This is a genomic window from Tateyamaria omphalii, from assembly GCF_019802125.1.
Lineage (GTDB): Bacteria > Pseudomonadota > Alphaproteobacteria > Rhodobacterales > Rhodobacteraceae > Tateyamaria > Tateyamaria omphalii_B.
In genome coordinates this window covers 1,417,439-1,437,122 of record NZ_JAHVHT010000001.1, presented here as the reverse complement: position 1 = coordinate 1,437,122, position 19,684 = coordinate 1,417,439, and the positions used below count along the sequence as shown (strand labels likewise).

Below are 19,684 nucleotides of genomic sequence, written 5' to 3'. Positions count from 1 at the left end.
CTTCACGCAGGGGCAATTGCGGTTGACGCTGGTCCGGGATGGGTTCACTGGGAGCCATGAGTGATTTTGACATGATGAACCTGCCCGACGCCCTGGCGCGTCGTGTGGCAGAGATGGGTCTGACGGATCCGACCCCCATTCAGGCGCAGGCGATTCCCCATGCGCTGAACGGGCGCGACGTGATGGGTTTGGCGCAGACGGGCACCGGCAAAACAGCGGCCTTTGGCATTCCGCTGATTGCGCGGCTGATGGAGGAGGGCGGTAAGGCGGCCCCCAAGACGGCCCGTGGTTTGATCCTTGCCCCCACGCGCGAGTTGGCGGGGCAGATTGCAGCCGTGCTGCGTGAATTGACCGCGATGCGGGTGCAGATCGTCGTGGGTGGTGTGAGCATCAATCCGCAGATCCAGCGTTTGGCCAAGGGAGCGGACATTCTGGTGGCGACGCCGGGGCGGTTGTTGGACTTGGTGGATCGCAAGGCGATCAAGCTGGCGCATACGGGCTTTCTGGTGCTCGACGAGGCGGATCAGATGCTGGACCTCGGCTTTGTCCACGCGCTGCGGAAGATTTCCGAGCTGATGGGTGAGGACCGGCAGACGATGCTGTTTTCGGCCACCATGCCCAAGCAGATGAACGAGATTGCGCAGAGCTATCTGCAAAACCCCATCAGGATCGAAGTGAACCCGCCCGGCAAGGCAGCCGATAAGGTGACCCAAGGGGTGCATTTCATTGCCAAGGCCGAGAAGTCGGCTTTGCTGATCGAACTGCTGGATCAACACTGTGAAAACCGTGCGCTCGTCTTCACCCGTACCAAACATGGGGCCGACCGTCTGGCGCGCACGCTGGAGCGCAAGGGATTTGCCGTGGCCGCCATTCACGGTGACAAGCGGCAAGGGCAACGGGAGCGTGCGCTGGCCGCATTCAAGGCGCGTGAGGTGCGCGTGCTGGTGGCAACTGATGTGGCGGCGCGGGGCTTGGACATTCCGGATGTGAAGTTCGTCTACAACTACGAGCTGCCCAATGTGCCCGAAGCTTATGTTCACCGCATCGGCCGGACGGCGCGGGCGGGCAAGGACGGGTCAGCCGTGGCGTTCTGTGCGCCGGAGGAGATGGATCACCTCAAGGACATCCAGAAGGTGATGAAACTGAGCATCCCGGTGCTGTCAGGTCGTGCGTGGGAGCCGATGCAGGACCCAAACGCCAAGCCTGCGGGTGGTCGCGGGCGTGGGCGAGGGCGCCCCGGTGGCAAGCCGGGTGGTGGACGCCCGGGCGCACCGGGTACGTCCAAGCCGTCGAACCGGCGGCGGCGCAAGCCCAAGCCCAAGGGGCCGCGCACATAGGCGTGCAGCACACCCGCAACTCAAGGGTTACTGGTAGAGCGACGCAACGCCCAGCTGAGCGTGAATGTCATTGACCGTTCCCGCGTCCATGCCGAGAGCCTGCGCCAGTTGGTGCAGGTACTGTGCCTCAGCCTGGCTGTCGAGATCGATGGCGAGAACCGACATAGCATAGACCTGTGGTCCCATGCCATGCGGCACGTCATTGGCAAGCGCCTGCGCGTCTACAGGGCGCTGCATCTCGGTCTTGAGAAACGCCGCCTCTTGCGCGTCGATGTCGCCGCCGAGCTGACCCATGAGCTTTTCCTGTTCGGCGTCGTCAAGCTGTCCGTCGGATTTCGCCGCTTGGATCATAGCGCGCAGCATCAGCGCTGCGGCGGCTTCCTGATCGGCGGTGGGTTCGATGGGGTCCTCGGGTGTCTGATCGAAATTGGAATTCAGGACCTGCCCAAAGCTCGCGCCATTGTCGGCAGGTCGCTGTCCAACGGCACCGCCAAGCGCACCCAGTAGACCAGCAGCACCCGCGCCACCTGCAAGACCGCCCAGCATGCCTTGCAGGCCCTGGCCCTGTCCGCCGGAGCCGCCAAGCCCTTCCAGTAGACCGCCCAGGCCACCGGATGCGCCCTGAGATCCACCCATGAGACCGCCGAGCATGTTTTGCAGGCCTGCACCGCTTTGCCCCTGAGCGCCGGAAAGACCACCAAGCAGACCGCCGAGACCGCCACCTGCACCGGTCGATCCGGCGCGGTTCTTCATCATGGCACTGGCGCCCTTTGCGACAGCCACGCCGATGGCCACCTTGGCCAGTGTTTTCATCAAGCTCATATTCTCTCCTCCATCTCCCCGGGGATTCGTTGGCTGTCAGCTTGACACAGATTGCGGGCCAAACGGCGGGGAATGTTCGGGCCCGATTGACATTGACCGGCAAACGGGCCGTTCTGCGCCGATGACCCGCAAATCCCACATGGACCTGATCGGCGCCGTCGCGCTGACGCTGTTTTCGCTGAACCTTGGGTTCAACCAAGTGGTGATCAAGGTGGCGAATGGGGGCTTTCAGCCAGTGTTCATGGCGGGGCTGCGGTCGCTTGGGGCGCTGGTGCTCTTGGGACTGTGGATGTGGGCGCGGGGGATTTCACTGCGTCTGCCCGCCGAGGGGCGTGTCGGTGGCATTGTCGCTGGGTTGCTGTTTGCCATCGAATTCATCTGTCTGTTTTTGGCCCTCGACCTGACCAGTGTCGCGCGCACGTCGATCCTGTTCTATTCGATGCCCGTATGGCTGGCGCTTTCGGCGCATGTCTTGCTGCCGGGGGAGCGGCTGACGGGCGTGCGCCTGATCGGACTGGGTGTTGCCATGGGCGGCGTCGTTCTGGCGCTTGTTGATCGCGATGCGGGGCAGGGCAATCTGCTGGGTGACATCTTTGCGCTTGGTGCGGCGCTGTGCTGGGCCGGTATCGCGCTGTGCGTGCGGGTGACATCCTTGTCGCGCATTCCGGCTGAGCAGCAATTGTTCTGGCAATTGCTGATCTCCGCCCCGGTGCTCTTGCTGCTGGCCCCGGCCTTTGGCCCGCTCTTGCGCGAGCTTGAGGCCATTCATGTACTTGGGCTGGCCTATCAGATCGTGTTCATTGCCAGCTTCGGCTTTCTGTTCTGGTTCTTCCTGATGAAGATTTACCCGGCGTCCGGAGTGGCCTCGTTCAGCTTCTTGTCACCGGTCTTTGCTGTTGTGCTGGGATGGGTGATCCTGAGCGAAGACATATCCGGCACGATCTGGCTGGCGCTTGGGCTGGTGGCTGTGGGCCTGGTTCTGATCAATCGCAAGTAAGGCGGAGGTGTCCTCCGCCCGGCATCAGGTGCCGCAGAAGGTGGCGGGTACAATTTCGGCTTCGGTGGGTGGGCGGCGCAGATCGTCAAAGTCTGCGGGCAGATCGAAAGGTGTGCCAAGCGCCATCATCAATCGCTCGAAGGGGGCCATGTCACCGGCCACCGCCGCTTCGATCATCGCCTCGATCCGGTGGTTGCGCGGGATGATCTCGGGATTGGTGCGTCGCATCAGATCCATGTCGGGGCCGCGCGTGCGCCAGCGTTCGGCCCATGCGTCGAAGGCGTCGCGGTCCGTGAACTGGTCGCGCGCCTGATCGGTATGCAGGTTCGCGAATGTGTTAGTGAAATCTGCACCGTCCGTTTGCATGAGGGTCAGCAAATCCTCGATCAATGACTGATCGTCAGATGTGGGATCGTTCAAGCCGATTTTTGCGCCAAAGCGGCGCAACCAGGCCGCCTGAAGCTGACCCGGCATGGCGTGGACGATGGCTGTGGCGTCCTCGACCGCCTGTTCCTTGTCGTTGAAAAGCTGGATCAGGGCTGTGGCGAGTTGCGCCATGTTCCAAACGGCGATGCGCGGTTGGTTGCCAAAGGCGTAGCGCCCCATCTGATCGATCGACGAGAACACGCGCCCCTCGTGATATGCGTCCATGAAGGCGCACGGGCCGTAGTCGATGGTTTCGCCCGAGATCGTGCAGTTGTCGGTGTTCATGACGCCGTGGATGAAGCCGACGGACATCCAGGCCGCGACCAGGTCCGATTGTGCTGCACATACGGCCTTGAGCAGGCCCAGCGGGCCGTCAGCGTCCGGGTGATGTCGCGCAATTGCGTAGTCGGTCAGTGTGCCAAGTTCGTCGATCTGGCCCCGGTGAGCAAATATCTGAAAGGTCCCGACACGCAGATGGCTGGCAGCGATCCGTGTCAGCACGGCGCCGGGCAAAGCGCCCTGTTCGCGGTAGACAGGCTCGCCTGTGGCCACCGCAGCAAGCGCACGGGTGGTTGGGATGCCGAGGGCGTGCATCGCCTCGCTTACCACGTATTCACGCAAGACAGGCCCCAACCAGGCACGGCCATCGCCCATGCGCGAATAGGGCGTAGGGCCGGACCCCTTTAGCTGGATGTCGCGGCGCTGGCCCGTCTGGTCGATCACCTCGCCAAGCAGGATCGCGCGCCCGTCGCCAAGTTGCGGATTGTAATTGCCGAATTGATGTCCCGCATAGAGTTGCGCCAGAGGCGCTGCGCCGTCGGGGACTGTCGTACCTGCAAATACGGTCGGGTCGGTCCCTTCGATCCCCAGTTCTTCAGCCAGTGGCGTATTCCAGGCAAGGATATCCGCGCGCTTGACCGGTGTCGGGTTCAGGCGCGTGTAAAACCCCGCGGGCAGTTCCGCGTAGCTGTTGTCAAAAGGGATGTGCAGGCTCATGCGTTTGAGATAGGCGGGCACGGTGCCAAAGGCTAGAGCCTGCGCGTCATCAGATGGTAGCCGTCGCGCATCCGAAAGCCAGCGCGGCCATAGAGACGCTGTGCAACGGTGTTGTCTGACCCGACCTCAAGATGCAGCGCCTTCACGCCCGCCTCTCCGAGGGCGCGGGGCAAGGCGAGCAGGACTTCGGTGGCAATACCGCGTCCCCGGACACCGGGGCGGATGAAAATCTCGTCAATGAACCCGTCCATCCCGCCGAATTCGATGGACCAGCCGAAGGTGACGACGACATAGCCAATGGGCGCGCGGGCCGGTCCAATCAGGTAGGCCACTCCGTGCGGAATGCCGTCGAGCAGGGGTTTGAGGCCGGCGGCCCGCGCCTCCTCCGACATCTCGATGCCCTCCTCGGCATGGAAGCCCGCGACAAGCGCATCCAGCCGATCGAAATGCTCGGGCGTGGCAAGGGTGAGGGCCGCGCTCACAACCGGGCCAGCCGTTCTGTGAGCAAGTCAAAGAAGCCGTCGGCGTCCAGGTTGCCAATGAAGAGCGCGTTGGCCGGACGGTCGGTGACACCCCACCAGTCGGCGACGGTCATGCCCATCGTCAACTCGGACGTGGTTTCAATCTCGACATTGATGTGCCTGCCGGAGAACAGATCAGGGCGGATCAGGTAGGCCGTCACGCAAGGGTCGTGCAACGGCGCTCCGGCGGAGCCGTATTTTTCCTTGTCGAAGCGTTCGAAGAAATCGGTCATCTGGGCAACGGCCACACCCGCGGCTGTGCCGAGAGCGCGGAAGGCGTCGTTGCGCGGTTTCGTGACCAGCGCCTTGTGGGTGACATCAAGCGGCATGACGACGATTGGCGCCCCACTTTTGAACACGATATCAGCAGCTTGTGGGTCTACATAGATGTTGAATTCGGCGGCGGGCGTGATGTTGCCGACCTCGAAATAGGCTCCGCCCATGAGCACGATCTCCTGCACCCGCTCCACGATGTCGGGCGCCTTTTGAAATGCGGTGGCGATGTTGGTGAGCGGACCGAGCGGGCACAGGGTGACGGTGCCGGGATCGTTGTCGCGCAGCGTGTCGATGATGAAGTCGACGCCGTTCTGATCCTGCAGCGGCATGGTCGGATCGGGCAGGTCCGGACCATCAAGTCCGGTCTTGCCGTGCACGTGCTCTGCCGTCACCAGGTCGCGGCCCAGCGGTCGGTCGCATCCGGCAAAGACGGGAACATCAACTTTGCCTGCCAACTCGCAGACAATGCGTGCATTCTTGGCTGTCAGGTCCAGTGGGACATTGCCGGCGACGGCGGTGATGCCCAGCACTTCGACATCCTCCGGGCTGGCCAATGCCAGCAGGATCGCGACGGCATCGTCCTGTCCGGGATCGGTGTCGATGATGATCTTGCGCGCTGTCACGCTGCCTCCGCTCGGATTTTGGCGCACCGTGGCCCCTTTGGCACCCCTTGTCCAGAAGCGTCACGTCGCAATACGCAAATCCTTGCACGGGGCGGAAATGCTGACATAAGAGCGGACACCATGGCCGACGCCCCGATTTATATCCATGCAGGTGCGCACCGCACGGGCACTTCGTCCTTTCAGCTTGGGCTGCACGAAAACCGCCAGATCCTGGGCGACCTTGGTTGGGCGACAGCCTATCCCGGTCGGGATGGCATCCCTTCGGGCAAGCTGGCGCTCAGACTGCCTTCCGGCTCACGGATCGACCCAGAAGCGGCGGCAATCAAGGCCCGTAAGGGGCTTGAAGAGTATCGCGACGGCCGTCCGTTGATCCTGTCCGAAGAAAACATCACCGGACGCATGTATCACTTCATGCAGGGCCTGTTTTATCCCTTTGCCGAAAAACGATGCGCCGCTCTGCGCGCCGCCTGGACGGGGCCGATTGCCCATCTTCTCCTTGTTGTGCGCCCATACGATCAGCTTTTTGTGTCAGCCTATCGCAAGCGGGCCGAAGACAATGCGATGCCCGGCTTTGCACAGGTGCGCGATCACTACATGAATATGGACCGCGGGTGGCCCGCCTTGGTTGCTGGCATGTATGAGGCGCTGAAGCCGCAAGTGATGACCGTTGTGCCCTATGCCGCGCGCGGCACCAATGTCGACCTCCTGCACAGACTGGTCCCGGACTTGCCGCGCGATATGCTGAGAGAGCCCGCGAGGGTGGTCAACAAAAGCGCAACCGATGCGGCGCTGGAGGTGTTGCAAGCGCGCTACCAAGCGGGTGAGTCATTGTCGCGCGCTGCTTGGACAGCGATCATCGACGAACATTCGCAGGATCGTGCATCACGCGGTATTGCCGAGTTTTCCGATATTGAAAAAGCTGATTTGGCAGCGCGTTACGCGTCCGACTTAAAGCAGATCGAATGGATGCCGCACGTCAATTTCGTGTAGCTTTCTCCTGCGCTTTCACCGCGTTCCAAAGTGCGTCCATCTCTTCCAGCGTGCTGTCCTGCGGGCGCTTGCCGTCTTGCGCCAAGGTGGCCTCGATCGCGCTGAACCTGCGGGTGAACTTGGCGTTTGTGCGTCGCAGCGCCTCTTCGGGCTCGACCCCGAGATGCCGCGCGAGGTTGGCGACGACAAAAAGCAGATCGCCCATCTCGTCCACCATCTCGTCATGGCCCATGGTATCACGCGCCTCGACCAGTTCGGCGGCCTCTTCCTTGATCTTGTCGATCACCTGCGCAGTTTCGGGCCAATCGAAGCCCACGCGGGCCGCGCGCTTCTGCAGCTTCACCGCGCGCAAGAGAGCGGGCAGGTTCATCGCAACGCCGTCAAGCGCACCTTTCTGGGCCTTGCCGGCCCGTTCGGCGGCCTTGATCGCTTCCCAGTCACGGGTTTGCTGTTCGGCGCTCTTGTCTCGGGATTCGTCGCCGAACACATGCGGGTGCCGGTCCACCATCTTGTTCGAGATGTTCGTGACCACGGAATGAAAGCTGAAATGCCCAGCCTCTTCGCCGATGGCCGTGTGGTAGACCGATTGCAGAAGCAGGTCGCCCAATTCGCCCTCAAGCTCGGTCCAGTCCTCCCGTTCGATGGCGTCTGCCACCTCATAGGCTTCCTCGATCGTGTAGGGCGCGATGGTCTGGAAGGTCTGTTCGACATCCCAGGGGCAACCCGTCTCCGGATCGCGCAGGCGGCGCATGATTTCCAGCAGGCGCTCTATCCCTGCGTTTTGGTCATGGATCAGGTCGTCACCCATTGCAGCCCCCGCCGGTTTCAGGTTTGCTGACATGTGACGTATCCCAGCGCCCGGAGTCCACCCATGCCCATCATCAACCGCATCGGCGATCTTGCCCCCGACATGGCCGCATGGCGTCAGCATCTGCATTCGATCCCGGAACTGTCGTTCGATTGCCCCAAGACATCGGCCTTTATCCTGGAACGGCTGGCCGAGATTGGTGTGGATGAGGTGCATGGCGAGATCGCGCAGACCGGCATCGTGGCGATCATCAAGGGGCAGGGCGAGGGGCCGACCATTGGCCTGCGCGCAGATTTCGATGCACTGCCCATCGAGGAGCAGACCGGCGTGCCTTATGCCTCGACTCATCCCGGCAAGATGCACGCCTGTGGGCATGACGGGCATACGGCAATGCTATTGGGCGCAGCGAAGTATTTGGCTGAGACGCGCAATTTCACCGGGAAGGTCGCGTTGATTTTCCAGCCCGCCGAGGAAGATGGAGGCGGGGGTGAGGTCATGGTGCAGGAGGGCATCATGGACCGTTTCGACATCGGCGAGGTTTATGCCATCCACAACTCGCCCGGCCGTGATGTCGGCAAGTTTCACACCCGCGCGGGTCCCATAATGGCGGCGGCCGATACGTTCCACATTCATGTCACGGGCAAGGGTGGGCATGGCGCGCGGCCCTATGATTGCGTGGATCCGGTCGTCGCCGCCTGCGCCATCGTGACGGCGGTTCAGACCATCGTCAGCCGCAATCATCACCCGCTGGAGCAACTGGTCATCTCGACGACCCAGATCCATACCGGCACGACCGACAACGTCATCCCCGAGAGCGCCTATATCAACGGCACGGTGCGCACCTTCTCCAAGGACGTGCAGGCGATGGTTGTGCGTCGGATGGAAGAGATTGTTGCGGGGACCGCCGCGGCATATGGCTGCGAGGCGCGGCTGGAGTTCGAATTTGGCTATCCTCCGACGGTGAATGACAGCGACAAGGCAGCCTTTGCCGCTCAGGTTGCAGCAGAGGTTTCTGGTGCAACGGGAGTGGACGCGGATGTTGAGCCGGTGATGGGGGCAGAGGATTTTTCCTATATGCTCGAGGCGCGACCTGGCGCTTACCTGATGCTTGGGCAGGGCGAAGGTGTGGGCGTTCATCATCCCGAGTTCAATTTCAATGACGAGATTGCGCCCATCGGTGCGTCCTTTTTCGCACGACTGGTCGAGACGGCACAGCCACTGCGGTAAGAAGCGCTGCCCCTCGGCGCGCAGCACCTGACCCCCGGATTTTGTTCAAACAGAGAAGAGAGACGCGGGATGGCGTTGGAAGACGCGAAACACCAGATCGATCATGCCTTTACCCGCGAAGACCCACGTGGGCCGTCCTATGAGCTGACCTTTGGCGGGGCGACGTCGTTTTTGCGGCGACGTTACACCAAGGATCTGACTGGCGTGGACATTGCGGTGACCGGTGTGCCCTTTGATCAGGCGGTGACGAACCGGCCCGGCACACGGCTGGGCCCGCGCGCTATCCGAGAGGCGTCGTCTCTGCTGGCGCCGGACGCGCCCTATGGCTGGCCATTTGATGTGCTCAGCGAGCGTGTCATCGTCGACTATGGCGATTTGGCGTTCGACTACGCCAATATTCCCGCCTTTCCAGAGACGTTGACGTTGCATGTCCGCGGTATCCTCGACGCGGGTGCAGCGAGCGTCGTACTGGGCGGCGATCACTACATTTCGTTCCCCATTCTCAAAGCATATGCCGAGAAACATGGGCCTATTTCGTTGATCCAGATCGACGCCCATACCGATACCTGGGCGGATGACGACATGGCCCGCGTCGATCACGGTACAATGTTCTACAAGGCGGTGAAGTCCGGGATCGTGGACCCTGCCACGTCGGTCCAAATCGGGATCCGGACGACGAACGAGGATACACTGGGCGTGAACATCATCGACGCGCCGGAATTCCATCGCATTGGGCCGGAGGCGGCGGCGGCACGTGCGCGGGAGATCGTAGGTGACAGGCCGGTTTATCTGAGTTTCGACATCGACGGTTTGGACCCGGCCTTTGCCCCCGGCACAGGCACGCCTGTGTGGGGCGGTCTCAGTTCCGCTCAGGCGGCGGCGCTGCTGCGTGGGCTGGCGGGTATCAACATTCAAGGCGGGGACGTGGTCGAGGTTTCACCCCCCTTTGACACAACCGGTGCCACGGCCATCGCGGGCGCGCATGTGGCGACCGAGATTTGTCAGCTTCTGGGATGGAGGATGCGCAGTGGCGCCTAGAAATCAGCCGATCAGCGGCAATGATCTGGCGCGGTTTTCCGGGCCGAACACGTTCATGCGCCTGCCGTTTTCGAACGAATTGCAAAAGCTGGATGTGGCCGTTCTTGGCGTGCCAATGGACATCGGGACCTCGTGGCGGTCAGGCACGCGGTTCGGACCGAAACAGGTGCGCAGCGAATCCGCGATGATCCGGCCCTACAATCTGCAGACGGGGGCTGCGCCCTTTGACAGTTTGCAGGTGGCGGATATTGGTGATCTTGCGATCAATACGTTCTCTCTGGCCGATAGTTTGCGTATCATTGCAGAGAGTTACGAGGCGATCCTCGACTTCGACGCAGTGCCGTTGGCCATCGGTGGCGACCATTCCATTACGCTTCCCATTCTGCGGGCGATGGCCAAACGCCATGGTCGCGTCGCGTTGGTGCATGTGGATGCCCATGCAGACGTCAATGACGAGATGTTCGGCGAGAAGGAGACGCACGGCACCGTGTTTCGCCGCGCCTTTGAAGAGGGTCTTGTCCAGCTCGAGAAGGTCTACCAGATCGGTTTGCGCGGCACTGGCTATTCGGCAGAAGACTTTACCGAGGCGCAGGGTTGGGGTTTTCAGCATTTTCCAGCCTCCGAGTTGTGGGGGCGCGATCTGAGCCAGCTCGGGGCTGAAATCCGGCGGGATATCGGGGATGTTCCAACCTATGTCAGCTATGATATCGACAGTCTGGATCCGGCGTTTGCGCCCGGCACCGGCACTCCCGAAATCGCTGGCCTGACCACGCCGCAGGCGCTACAATTGATCCGGGCATTGCGCGGTCTCAACATTGTGGGTTGCGACCTCGTTGAAGTCTCTCCGCCATACGATACATCCGGCAATACAGCGCTGACAGGAGCGAATATCCTGTATGAACTGTTATGCGTCCTTCCGGGCGTGGCCTATCGTTGAGATTGCGGGAGCCTCCGGCGGCGGTTTATCTGGCAAAGTGAAGAGCATGGAATGAGGTTTGTGATGTATCTCTTTGTCGTTGCTTGTGTTTTTGTTATCGGATTGCTCGCCTTTGTCCGGCTCGCCCCGACAGATGTGGGCCAGTGGCACAGGCCGGTTGCAGAAACCAACAACCAGAACATGGCGGGCGGTGCCATACGGGTTGCGCCGGCGGAGCCTGACGCGTTGGCGCGGGTTGACGCAGCCGCGCGCAGCCTGCCGCGCACGCATGCAATCGCCGGATCGGTTGAAGAAGGGCGGATCACATACGTGACCCGCTCCAAATGGATCGGCTTTCCGGATTACACAACGGTGGAATACAGCGATGGGCTGCTCAGGATGCATGCCCGGTTGCGTTTCGGTCGCTCAGATTTTGGCGTCAACCGCGAACGACTGGAGCGGTTGCTTCTCGCCGCCGCGCAGGGATGAGCTCATGCAGCCTTCCTGCACCTCGCGCCACATGGGCGAGTTCAGCGACATCTGGCACTGGGCCATGAACATGCGACCATCCACCTGCATGCAGATCGTTTGACCCAATTCGATCCTGCTACCAGCCTTGTCCGTGCAGTAGCACTCGACCGTCTTGCCAGAGGGTGAGGTGACATCTGCCAGCGCGGGGCTGGCCATCATCAGAAAAATCAACGTGTTGCGCAGCATGAGTAGGAGTATAGCACAGACGGCCTCTTGACCAATAGTCGGGCTTGGATCAAACCGGCGTTATGATCCCCCAAGACCGCCTTTTGCAGATCACCCAGCGCTTTCAGTATCTTGAGGCCGCCATGGCCGACGGGTCCGGTGACATTGCGGCGCTGGCCAAGGAGTATTCCGACCTCAAACCTGTCGTGGATCAGATCAATGCGTATCAGCAGATCGTGGCCGACATGGAAGAAGCCGAGGCCATGTTGTCCGATCCCGATATGGCAGAACTGGCGGAAGAGGAGTTGCCCCGCCTCAAGGCAGCTCTGCCAGACGCCGAAGCAGCCTTGCAGATCGCGCTCTTGCCCAAGGATGCCGCAGACGCAAAACCCGCCATGCTTGAGATCCGACCCGGGACGGGAGGCGACGAAGCAGCCCTGTTCGCGGGCGACCTTTTGCGCATGTACCAGCGCTACGCCGAGGGGCGGGGCTGGAAGCTTGATATCGTTGAGGAACAGGCGACGGAGCTGGGCGGGATCAAGGAGGTTGTGGCCCATATTACCGGTAACAACGTCTTTGCCCGGATGAAGTATGAAAGCGGTGTGCACCGCGTGCAGCGTGTGCCCACGACCGAAAGCGGCGGGCGTATTCATACGTCAGCGGCGACGGTGGCCGTGCTGCCCGAGGCCGAGGATGTCGACATCGACATCTCTCAACAGGATATCCGCATCGACACGATGCGCGCCTCCGGCGCGGGCGGTCAGCACGTCAACACCACCGACAGTGCCGTGCGCATCACGCACCTGCCAACAGGCATCGTGGTAACCAGCAGCGAGAAGTCGCAGCACCGCAACCGCGAGATCGCCATGCAGGTGCTGCGCGCGCGGCTTTACGACCTTGAGCGCAGCCGGGTGGACAGCGAACGGTCCGCCGACAGGGCGGCGCAGGTTGGCTCGGGCGACCGGTCGGAGCGCATTCGCACTTACAACTTCCCCCAAGGCCGCATGACCGATCATCGGATCAACCTCACCCTCTACAAGCTGGATCAGGTGATGCAGGGCGATCTGGACGAGGTGATCGATGCGTTGACGGCGGATGCGCAGGCGCGGCTGATGGCCGAGATGGGCACGTGACCACGGCCGCACAGGCCATGGTCGCGGCCACCGCGCGGCTGCGGGCAGCGGGTGTGCCTGATCCGGCGCGCGACGCGCGGGTGCTTCTTGCGCACGCGGCGCAGGTCGATGCGGCGCGCGTGACCCTTATCGCACCCGAGGACATCGCCCCTGACATCGCCGACAGGTATGATCATCTCATCGCCTTGCGTGCGGTCCGTGTGCCCGTCAGCCACCTGATCGGTCAGCGTGAGTTCTATGGGCGCGCTTTCAAGGTCAGCTCGGATGTGCTGGACCCGCGCCCGGAAACCGAAACACTGGTCGAGGCGGCGCTGACAGAGGATTTCGGGCGCGTCCTTGATCTGGGCATCGGGTCCGGTTGCTTGCTGGTTACCCTCTTAGCGGAACGGACAGAAGCGCATGGCGTCGGTGTCGATCTTTCGGAGGCAGCCTGTCTGCAAGCCTCTGCCAATGCTGTACTGCACAAAGTTGCTGCCAGGGCGACCATTCTGCAAGGCGACTGGTTTGACCCGGTCGAAGAGCGGTTTGACCTGATTGTTGCGAACCCGCCATACCTGTCTGCATTCGAAATGGAAGAGATCGCGCCGGAGTTGCGCGATCACGAACCTCGCATGGCTCTGACCGACGAGGGCGACGGTCTTAACGCTTATCGCACCATCGCCAACGAAGCGGGCAGCTATCTGACTGCGCAAGGCCGCGTCCTGTGCGAGATAGGGTGGCAGCAGGGGCCGGATGTGCGCACCATTTTTGAGAACGGTGGATGGGGCACGGTCGACATCCTGCCCGATCTTGACGGGCGCGACAGGGTCCTTATTGCGCGGAATCCGGCGTGAGTGGGTCAAAAAGTGTCGAAAATGCCCCATTAACCCTTGTCGTCCGGGTCTGAGCGTGCATATTCGGGATCAGACGCAGATTGCGCGGCCTTGGTCATGCAGCAGCGTCCCATCCACAAGATCGCCAAGAGACTGTGACACGCAACCAGGCTGATGCGGCACAGGCGATCCCAAAGTATTTTGCCAGAGAGCTGAACACATCCATGAAGTCTTCGAGATCACGGTCCCGGTCCAAGAGCAACCGCAACCGCAATTCCGGTGGTGGCGGCAACGTCGTCAATCGCGTGTTCGACAGTTCCGGCCCCGAGGGCAAGGTGCGCGGCACGCCGCAGCAGATTATCGACAAGTACAACCAGCTCGCCCGTGACGCGCAGCTGTCTGGTGACCGTGTCGCGACCGAGAACTTTCAGCAGCACGCGGAGCACTACCTGCGCATGTTGGCCGAAGCGCAGCGCGAGATCGAAGCGCGCCGGGAGGAGCAGGATCGCCAGAACCGTGAACGCCAGGCCGAGCGTGACCGCGAACGCGCTGCCCGCCAGGAGCAGGAGGCCAATCCCGATCCCGCACAGGCGCCGCAGCCTGACGTTGTCGATAGCGATGGCGACAGCGGCTTGGTGGAAACGCCCGAAAGTCAGCCCAAACCAAAGCCGAAATCCACGCGCAGCCGGGCCCCGCGCAAGCCCAAGGCCGAACCCGTGGCCGAGCAGGCTGAAGCCGCTTCGCAATCAGAAGCCGACGGATCAGCGCCAGAGGCGTCCGAGGCGGCTGAGTAAGCGCTTCCTTTGTTCTCGGTAGTACGGGCGCTTGCCGCTGGCGTGCCAGGTGCTGTGTCAGCCCTTTGCTACTTCACGCGCGAGGGCGCAAAACGCCTCGAGCGGAACCTGTTCTGCGCGGTCCGTCGGTTTGATGCCGGCAGCGATCAATCGATCTTCAATATCGGGAGCCGTGCCCTTCAGCGCGGCGCGCAACATCTTGCGCCGTTGATTGAAGGCGGCGGCCACGACACGGCTTAGCACATCGGCCTGCGCTTCGAACCTGGGCTGGGGCAGGGCGGTCAGGTGCACAACGGCGCTCGACACCTTTGGCGGTGGGGTAAACGCACCGGGGGGCAGTGACATGACGATCCTTGCATCGGCCCGCCACTGGGCCAGTACGGCGAGACGGCCATAGGTCTTGGACCCCGGTTGCGCCACGATCCGTTCGGCCACCTCGCGCTGAAACATCAACGTCAGGGATTGCCAGAAAGGCGGCCATGTCTGCGGTGTGAGCCAGCGCACCAGCAACTCCGTGCCGACGTTGTAGGGCAGGTTGGCGGCAACCCGGATGGGCGGCGTGAGGTGCTCCAGCGGATCAATTTCGAGCGCGTCGCCCTCGATCACCTGCAAACGGCCCGGATAGCGGTCGGCAATCTCTGCCAGCGCGGGCAGGCAACGTGCATCCTTTTCGATGGCAAGGACCTTGCGTGCGCCTTCGGACAAGAGCCCGCGGGTCAACCCGCCGGGGCCTGGACCGATTTCCAGAACATCGGAACCACTCAGGTCACCGGCCTGCCGTGCGATCTTGGCTGTCAGGTTCAGGTCGAGCAGAAAGTTCTGGCCCAATGCCTTGCGCGCACTCAGCCCGTGCGTTGCAATCACCTCGCGCAACGGCGGCAGATCGTCAATGGCGCTCATGAGCCTTGCGCCATCTTGTGCGCCAGCCGGATCGCTTCGATCATGCTTGTGGGGTTGGCGGTGCCGCGGCCTGCGATGTCGAAGGCGGTGCCATGGTCCGGCGATGTGCGGATGATGGGCAAACCGAGTGTCACGTTCACGCCCCGGTCGAAATCCAATGTCTTGATCGGGATCAGGGCCTGATCATGGTACATGCAGATCGCCGCGTCGTACTGTTTGCGCGCGGCGGCGTGGAACATCGTGTCGGCAGGCCAGGGACCGGTTATGTTCAGACCGTCCTTCGCCATGTCCGTGATCAGGTCGGCGATCCAATCGAGCTCCTGTCGTCCCATGGCGCCGCCTTCGCCCGCGTGGGGATTCAGACCGGCCACGGCAATGCGCGGGTCGGGCAGGTGGAACTGATCGCGCAGGCCGTTTGCGGTGATCTGGACCGTCTCTCGCAGCAGATCGGGTGTGAGCGCGCTTGGCACATCTTCAAGCGCGATGTGGATCGTGGTCGGCACCACGCGCAATTCGTCCGAGGCGAGCATCATGACTGCGCGCGCAGCACCGGTCAGCGCTTCGAGGTATTCGGTATGTCCCGGATAGGCAAAGTCGGCACCGTCCATCAGCACCTTCTTGTGGATGGGAGCGGTGCACAGCGCCGCTGCCTCGCCACGGGTCACCAGATCAACCCCGCGGGCGATCACGTCTATCACACCCTGTGCGTTTTCCAGCGTCGGTGTGCCCGCCGTGGCGGGGGCGGGAAAGTCGTGGCGCAGAACGGGCAGGGCGTCTGTCGGCCCTGTCAGGCGACCGTCACCAACCTCGACCCAAGGCGTGCCATCCGGCAGATGCCGTGGATCACCCAGCAAGACCATCGGGATGTCATTGCGCAGTTCTGTCCAGGCTTTTGCCGCAATTTCCGGGCCGATGCCCGCCGGTTCGCCACAGCAGATGGCGATGGGCCGTGCCGTCATTCGAAGATGCGCACGTCGGCGTCAGCCCGCAAATCGGCCAGCAACGTCTCGGAGAAGGCATTCAGGCGCTGGTTGCGCAACTGCGATGCGACGGCGCCACGGTCGATTTCCTGATCCTCTTCCAGTGTCGGCGTGCGGCCGCAAAGCATCAGGAACACAAGCGTATTGCCATTTGCGCGTGTCAGGGCCGTGGACACCTCGCCGGGGTCGAGCTTGGACAGCTCGATGGCGATGTCATCGGGGATCTCGTCCGGCGGCAAGCTGCCACGGTCGAGAACCGACGGATCCTGCCCGCGTGCCACACCGTAGAGGTCGTCGCAGCGGTCGACGCGGGCTGCAATCGACTGAGCCCGCGACAGCGCTTCCGGCGTGCGTCCACCGTTGATGTAGTACGCCGCGTACTCAATGGCGGAGAATGTCTGCTGCGGAGCTTCGGTTTCGCGGATGTCGCGCAACTGGAACAAGGCGACGGCATTGGGGATCTGCAAGGGTGCCGTCACATCGCCCGGTCCAAGCGCCAGCAGAAGCGGGCGCAGCACGGGCGGCAGGTCCGAGATTGGTGTCCAGGGCAGGCGGCCCCCCGCTCCGCGTGATGCGGTGGCGGAAAAACGGCGCGCGAAGTTCGAGAATTCGGCCTCGGACTTGGTCTGGGCGATGATTTCGGCCTGTTCCAGAACCCGTTCGGCTTCCTGCGGTGGTGCAGGGATGATGATCTCGGAAACGAGGACTTCGATACCCGAATTGCCGCGCGCGGACTGAACGGCGCGGTCGATCTCGCGATCGTCGATGCGCACCCGGTTGCCGAAGCGCGCACGGATATAGTCACGCCACACCAGCTGCGCATTCACAAAATCACGGAATGTTTCTTCGGCCACGCCCTCGCTGGCGAGGCCCTGAACGAATTCTTCGGTGCTCAGATCGGCGCGGCCTGCAAACTCTGCGAGCCCTGCGGCCAGTTCATCCGGGCCAAGGACAATGCCCACCGCCCGTGTTTCCGCTTCGCGCAGGCGGTCACGGATCAACTCTTCGATCACTTCGCTGCGGCTGCTGCCGCTGGCACCGAGCAAGCGCAGAAAGCGCTGACGCTGCTGCACCTCGAATTCGGTGATCGTCCGTTGATCTACCTGTGCGACGGGGTCGAACAGCCCTTGCGCCGGAGCCTGCACCGTGGACAGGATCAGGGCGCATGTTGCAATGACCGCTCGCCGAAACTTCTTACCGCTCATCTTGTCGCCTGCTTTCCGCATGATCGTGTTTCCACGCGTTCCCCGGTGTTGACCGAGAACCCACGCAGGGACACTGTTAACCCCAGACTGGTGGAGGGCTCAAGAGTTGTCGAGTCCGCGAAGCTGCGATTGACCGACAGCCCCACCGTCACGCATTCGTTGGTATATGCAATCTCGGCGCCTGCCGTCGCGGCGCGGCCCTCCTCCAGATCATATCGCCAGCTCGCATTTGCCGTCCAAAACCGATCGATCTTGAAGCCGCCATCGAACGTCACTTCGCCGATTGGCGAGTCCAGATCGATATCTGCATCCTCGGAAATCCAGATGTAGCTGCCGCCGAGCCGCAGCCGATTGCTGCTCCAGGCGCCACGGACTTCGGCCTTGGATACGTCAAAACTTTCGTTGAACAGTGTGCGGCCATAAAGCGCCAAGCCGCCATCAAACTCCAGCTTGCCGGCCAGCAGAAAGTCGGACGTCGTGCCGGACAAGCCGGATGTGTCGTTGAAATCCACCTGTTCCTCTTCGCGCAGGATCTGTGCCATCGTCAGGCTGGCCGACCACCCATCCGGATCCAGGCGCGCCCAGGTGCCACCATAGGCCAGTGCCCAGCCGCGCTCGCGCCGGTCTTCGGATGGAAAGCGGCTGAGAGACAGAAGATTTCCTTCATCAAACTCAACCCGGGTGCTTTCGTCGTTGGGAACATGCAAACCATCCCCGCCAACCCATGCGAACTGGGCAATCGGTTCAAAGAACTGACGAACGCCATTGTTGCCGCGCCGAACCAGTGGATAGCGCAGGGTAACGCCGAGCTTGGGGGCGAGACCGCTGTCTCCGCCATCAAAAGTAGCGTCGTCGCTGACCCGAATGACATCGGCGGCGAGCCCGAGCGTTGTTTGCGTTTGCAAGCCGCCAAACTGCATCGTGCGCAACCATTCCGCGTCGAAGCTGAACCGCAGGACATCCGTGCCATCGGCAAACCCGTCGCCATCGGCATCGAAATCGACGTCAGACGGGCGTTCATGCGCATGTGCTTCGGCAGCCAGTCTGACCTCTCCTCCAATCAGGTTCGGATGGAACCGCCGCTCATAGAGCGCGTCGATCACATCCGAGGGAAGCAGGTCATCATCCTCATCATCGCGCAGCGATTTGAAGTTCACATAGGACAGCCGGATGAACTCATCCCTGCGCGTCCGCGACAGCTGTATGGTGCTGTCCAGCCTGTCCTTGCCGAAAAAGCCGTAGTCGTTGAAGTAGGCGTCGTCAGAAATCGACTCGAGATCGAATTCCAGGACGAAGCCGCGCTCAAGCGCAAATTCACCGGCGGCAAACAGATAGCCGCGCGTGTCGTCTGGCTGCACATCGTCATTGGAGTATGCGCCCTGGACGATGATGTTTCCCCGTCGGAACGCCTGACGATACCGGAACTCCAAAGTGCGGGTGCTGCTGGACAGGTAGGGGGTCAGTGTCAGGTCCCTGTGATCCCCAAGTGCGATGAAATACGGTACGGCCAGCCCGGTCCCGAGGCGCGAGTTCGACCGGATCTGCGGAAACAGCACACCGGACGTACGTTCGAGTGTCGGGTCAGGCAGCCGCAGCCTCGGCAGGTAAAAGATGGGCACGTTCAGCACCCGCAACTGCGCCCCGTCAAAGTAAAGCTGGCGCGCCTCCCGATCGTGGATGACGCGCTTGGCGCGGATTTGCCACAATGGGGGCTTTGGATCGTCCTCGCATATGCGGCAGGACGTGACCGCGGTCTTGTAGAGTTGCGTATATCGTCCGCCGACACGGTTCATCTGGACGGAGGCCAGTTGCAGCTGGTCATTCAGCACGAGCCGTGCTCCGGTCAGAAGGCCGTTTTGCAGATCCTCGCTCAACTCCGCCTGGCTTGCCAGGATCAGAACGTCGTCGCCTTCTTCGACGACGATGGGGCCGGTGATGGTCAGAGCGCCTGTATCGGGGTTGTACTCGATGGCCTGCGCACTCAGTCGGGTTGCACCCTGAAATGCTTCGACATTGCCGCGTGCGATCAGGCGTCGGTCGCGCGTGACCTCGATATCGTCGGCCACCAGGACCGCAGGCGGCGGTTCGGTGGCCGGGGCGTCAGGCTGGGATTGCGCCGCAGAAGGACCACTCCACCCCGTCATGAGCAGAACCAGCGCTAGAACATGTCCAAAACTGCGCCGCATC

The 19,684-nt window shown here is 62.2% G+C and carries 20 protein-coding genes; 10 read left to right on the top strand and 10 right to left on the bottom strand.

From position 1 onward, the window contains the following. Nucleotides 1–56 precede the first annotated feature (56 nt). On the top strand, nucleotides 57–1,337 hold the full coding sequence (locus tag KUV51_RS07180) for a DEAD/DEAH box helicase (protein WP_222520864.1): 1,281 nt from the start codon (nucleotides 57–59) through the stop codon (nucleotides 1,335–1,337). 27 nt (nucleotides 1,338–1,364) lie between these two features. Here KUV51_RS07180 and KUV51_RS07175 read toward each other — a convergent pair whose 3' ends face one another. Further along, a complete protein-coding gene (locus KUV51_RS07175) occupies nucleotides 1,365–2,159 on the bottom strand; it encodes a DUF533 domain-containing protein (protein ID WP_222520863.1) in 795 nt (264 codons plus the stop codon). 121 nt (nucleotides 2,160–2,280) lie between these two features. On the opposite strand from KUV51_RS07175, the gene KUV51_RS07170 reads away from it, so the two are divergent. Then, entirely contained in the window at nucleotides 2,281–3,156 is an 876-nt protein-coding gene (locus tag KUV51_RS07170; RefSeq protein ID WP_222520862.1) for a DMT family transporter, read from the top strand. Between the two features lie 24 nt (nucleotides 3,157–3,180). Here KUV51_RS07170 and KUV51_RS07165 read toward each other — a convergent pair whose 3' ends face one another. The 3 genes from KUV51_RS07165 to KUV51_RS07155 are packed head-to-tail and all read right to left on the bottom strand — an operon-like array spanning nucleotide 3,181 to nucleotide 5,998. Further along, complete coding sequence (locus KUV51_RS07165) at nucleotides 3,181–4,578, bottom strand: protein adenylyltransferase SelO (RefSeq protein ID WP_222520861.1); 1,398 nt, start codon at nucleotides 4,576–4,578, stop codon at nucleotides 3,181–3,183. A gap of 32 nt (nucleotides 4,579–4,610) precedes the next feature. Continuing rightward, the gene (locus KUV51_RS07160) at nucleotides 4,611–5,060 is read right to left on the bottom strand and encodes a GNAT family N-acetyltransferase (protein WP_222520860.1); all 450 of its coding nucleotides are present in this window, start codon (nucleotides 5,058–5,060) and stop codon (nucleotides 4,611–4,613) included. Then, complete coding sequence (locus KUV51_RS07155; RefSeq protein WP_222520859.1) at nucleotides 5,057–5,998, bottom strand: nucleoside hydrolase; 942 nt, start codon at nucleotides 5,996–5,998, stop codon at nucleotides 5,057–5,059. Before KUV51_RS07155 ends, KUV51_RS07160 begins: the two co-directional genes overlap by 4 nt. 120 nt (nucleotides 5,999–6,118) lie before the next feature. Between KUV51_RS07155 and KUV51_RS07150 the strand changes: the two genes are divergently transcribed. After that, nucleotides 6,119–6,988: a hypothetical protein gene (locus KUV51_RS07150; RefSeq protein ID WP_222520858.1), complete on the top strand. Its 870-nt coding sequence runs from the start codon at nucleotides 6,119–6,121 to the stop codon at nucleotides 6,986–6,988. Here the strand turns inward: KUV51_RS07150 and mazG are convergent. Continuing rightward, nucleotides 6,975–7,829 carry a nucleoside triphosphate pyrophosphohydrolase gene (gene mazG / locus KUV51_RS07145; protein ID WP_410001060.1) on the bottom strand — a complete coding sequence of 285 codons (855 nt, stop codon included), beginning with the start codon at nucleotides 7,827–7,829 and terminating at the stop codon, nucleotides 6,975–6,977. The two genes, KUV51_RS07150 and mazG, sit on opposite strands and share 14 nt — an antisense overlap. Before the next feature lie 30 nt (nucleotides 7,830–7,859). Between mazG and KUV51_RS07140 the strand changes: the two genes are divergently transcribed. From KUV51_RS07140 to KUV51_RS07125, 4 genes are all read left to right on the top strand, one after another. After that, entirely contained in the window at nucleotides 7,860–9,023 is a 1,164-nt protein-coding gene (locus tag KUV51_RS07140) for a M20 aminoacylase family protein (RefSeq protein WP_222520857.1), read from the top strand. Nucleotides 9,024–9,092: 69 nt separating this feature from the next. Continuing rightward, nucleotides 9,093–10,061 carry an agmatinase gene (speB, locus tag KUV51_RS07135; protein WP_222520856.1) on the top strand — a complete coding sequence of 323 codons (969 nt, stop codon included), beginning with the start codon at nucleotides 9,093–9,095 and terminating at the stop codon, nucleotides 10,059–10,061. Continuing rightward, entirely contained in the window at nucleotides 10,051–10,998 is a 948-nt protein-coding gene (speB, locus tag KUV51_RS07130) for an agmatinase (RefSeq protein ID WP_222520855.1), read from the top strand. The genes speB (KUV51_RS07135) and speB (KUV51_RS07130) overlap by 11 nt, the downstream gene beginning before the upstream one ends. 51 nt (nucleotides 10,999–11,049) lie before the next feature. Further along, nucleotides 11,050–11,466: a DUF1499 domain-containing protein gene (locus KUV51_RS07125; RefSeq protein ID WP_261385678.1), complete on the top strand. Its 417-nt coding sequence runs from the start codon at nucleotides 11,050–11,052 to the stop codon at nucleotides 11,464–11,466. Here the strand turns inward: KUV51_RS07125 and KUV51_RS07120 are convergent. After that, nucleotides 11,404–11,694, bottom strand: a complete 291-nt coding sequence (locus KUV51_RS07120) for a hypothetical protein (protein WP_222520854.1) — start codon at nucleotides 11,692–11,694, stop codon at nucleotides 11,404–11,406. The two genes, KUV51_RS07125 and KUV51_RS07120, sit on opposite strands and share 63 nt — an antisense overlap. 62 nt (nucleotides 11,695–11,756) lie before the next feature. Between KUV51_RS07120 and prfA the strand changes: the two genes are divergently transcribed. From prfA to KUV51_RS07105, 3 genes are all read left to right on the top strand, one after another. Next, nucleotides 11,757–12,806: a peptide chain release factor 1 gene (prfA, locus tag KUV51_RS07115; RefSeq protein ID WP_222520853.1), complete on the top strand. Its 1,050-nt coding sequence runs from the start codon at nucleotides 11,757–11,759 to the stop codon at nucleotides 12,804–12,806. Between the two features lie 17 nt (nucleotides 12,807–12,823). Further along, a complete protein-coding gene (prmC, locus tag KUV51_RS07110; RefSeq protein ID WP_222521281.1) occupies nucleotides 12,824–13,639 on the top strand; it encodes a peptide chain release factor N(5)-glutamine methyltransferase in 816 nt (271 codons plus the stop codon). A 203-nt stretch (nucleotides 13,640–13,842) separates the two neighbouring features. Then, nucleotides 13,843–14,412 carry a DUF4167 domain-containing protein gene (locus KUV51_RS07105; RefSeq protein WP_222521280.1) on the top strand — a complete coding sequence of 190 codons (570 nt, stop codon included), beginning with the start codon at nucleotides 13,843–13,845 and terminating at the stop codon, nucleotides 14,410–14,412. A 57-nt stretch (nucleotides 14,413–14,469) separates the two neighbouring features. Here the strand turns inward: KUV51_RS07105 and rsmA are convergent, their stop codons facing one another. From rsmA to KUV51_RS07085, 4 genes are read right to left on the bottom strand one after another with little or no spacing between them, the layout of a single operon-like run. Continuing rightward, complete coding sequence (rsmA, locus tag KUV51_RS07100; RefSeq protein WP_222520852.1) at nucleotides 14,470–15,312, bottom strand: 16S rRNA (adenine(1518)-N(6)/adenine(1519)-N(6))-dimethyltransferase RsmA; 843 nt, start codon at nucleotides 15,310–15,312, stop codon at nucleotides 14,470–14,472. Continuing rightward, the gene (gene pdxA / locus KUV51_RS07095) at nucleotides 15,309–16,271 is read right to left on the bottom strand and encodes a 4-hydroxythreonine-4-phosphate dehydrogenase PdxA (RefSeq protein ID WP_222520851.1); all 963 of its coding nucleotides are present in this window, start codon (nucleotides 16,269–16,271) and stop codon (nucleotides 15,309–15,311) included. Before pdxA ends, rsmA begins: the two co-directional genes overlap by 4 nt. Further along, nucleotides 16,268–17,497, bottom strand: coding sequence for a peptidylprolyl isomerase (locus tag KUV51_RS07090; RefSeq protein WP_222520850.1), 1,230 nt, complete (start codon nucleotides 17,495–17,497; stop codon nucleotides 16,268–16,270). Before KUV51_RS07090 ends, pdxA begins: the two co-directional genes overlap by 4 nt. Further along, a complete protein-coding gene (locus KUV51_RS07085) occupies nucleotides 17,494–19,683 on the bottom strand; it encodes an LPS-assembly protein LptD (protein WP_222520849.1) in 2,190 nt (729 codons plus the stop codon). Before KUV51_RS07085 ends, KUV51_RS07090 begins: the two co-directional genes overlap by 4 nt. Nucleotide 19,684 lies beyond the last annotated feature (1 nt).

Coding starts and splice junctions, on each gene's coding strand:
- KUV51_RS07165 (WP_222520861.1), bottom strand. CDS start 4,578: ATGAGCCTGCACATCCCTTTTGACAACAGCTACGCGGAACTGCCCGCG.
- KUV51_RS07125 (WP_261385678.1), top strand. CDS start 11,050: ATGAGGTTTGTGATGTATCTCTTTGTCGTTGCTTGTGTTTTTGTTATC.
- KUV51_RS07180 (WP_222520864.1), top strand. CDS start 57: ATGAGTGATTTTGACATGATGAACCTGCCCGACGCCCTGGCGCGTCGT.
- KUV51_RS07085 (WP_222520849.1), bottom strand. CDS start 19,683: ATGCGGCGCAGTTTTGGACATGTTCTAGCGCTGGTTCTGCTCATGACG.
- prmC (WP_222521281.1), top strand. CDS start 12,824: ATGGTCGCGGCCACCGCGCGGCTGCGGGCAGCGGGTGTGCCTGATCCG.
- prfA (WP_222520853.1), top strand. CDS start 11,757: ATGATCCCCCAAGACCGCCTTTTGCAGATCACCCAGCGCTTTCAGTAT.
- KUV51_RS07170 (WP_222520862.1), top strand. CDS start 2,281: ATGACCCGCAAATCCCACATGGACCTGATCGGCGCCGTCGCGCTGACG.
- pdxA (WP_222520851.1), bottom strand. CDS start 16,271: ATGACGGCACGGCCCATCGCCATCTGCTGTGGCGAACCGGCGGGCATC.
- mazG (WP_410001060.1), bottom strand. CDS start 7,829: ATGTCAGCAAACCTGAAACCGGCGGGGGCTGCAATGGGTGACGACCTG.
- speB (WP_222520856.1), top strand. CDS start 9,093: ATGGCGTTGGAAGACGCGAAACACCAGATCGATCATGCCTTTACCCGC.
- KUV51_RS07150 (WP_222520858.1), top strand. CDS start 6,119: ATGGCCGACGCCCCGATTTATATCCATGCAGGTGCGCACCGCACGGGC.
- KUV51_RS07120 (WP_222520854.1), bottom strand. CDS start 11,694: ATGCTGCGCAACACGTTGATTTTTCTGATGATGGCCAGCCCCGCGCTG.
- KUV51_RS07090 (WP_222520850.1), bottom strand. CDS start 17,497: ATGAGCGGTAAGAAGTTTCGGCGAGCGGTCATTGCAACATGCGCCCTG.
- rsmA (WP_222520852.1), bottom strand. CDS start 15,312: ATGAGCGCCATTGACGATCTGCCGCCGTTGCGCGAGGTGATTGCAACG.
- KUV51_RS07175 (WP_222520863.1), bottom strand. CDS start 2,159: ATGAGCTTGATGAAAACACTGGCCAAGGTGGCCATCGGCGTGGCTGTC.
- KUV51_RS07140 (WP_222520857.1), top strand. CDS start 7,860: ATGCCCATCATCAACCGCATCGGCGATCTTGCCCCCGACATGGCCGCA.
- KUV51_RS07105 (WP_222521280.1), top strand. CDS start 13,843: ATGAAGTCTTCGAGATCACGGTCCCGGTCCAAGAGCAACCGCAACCGC.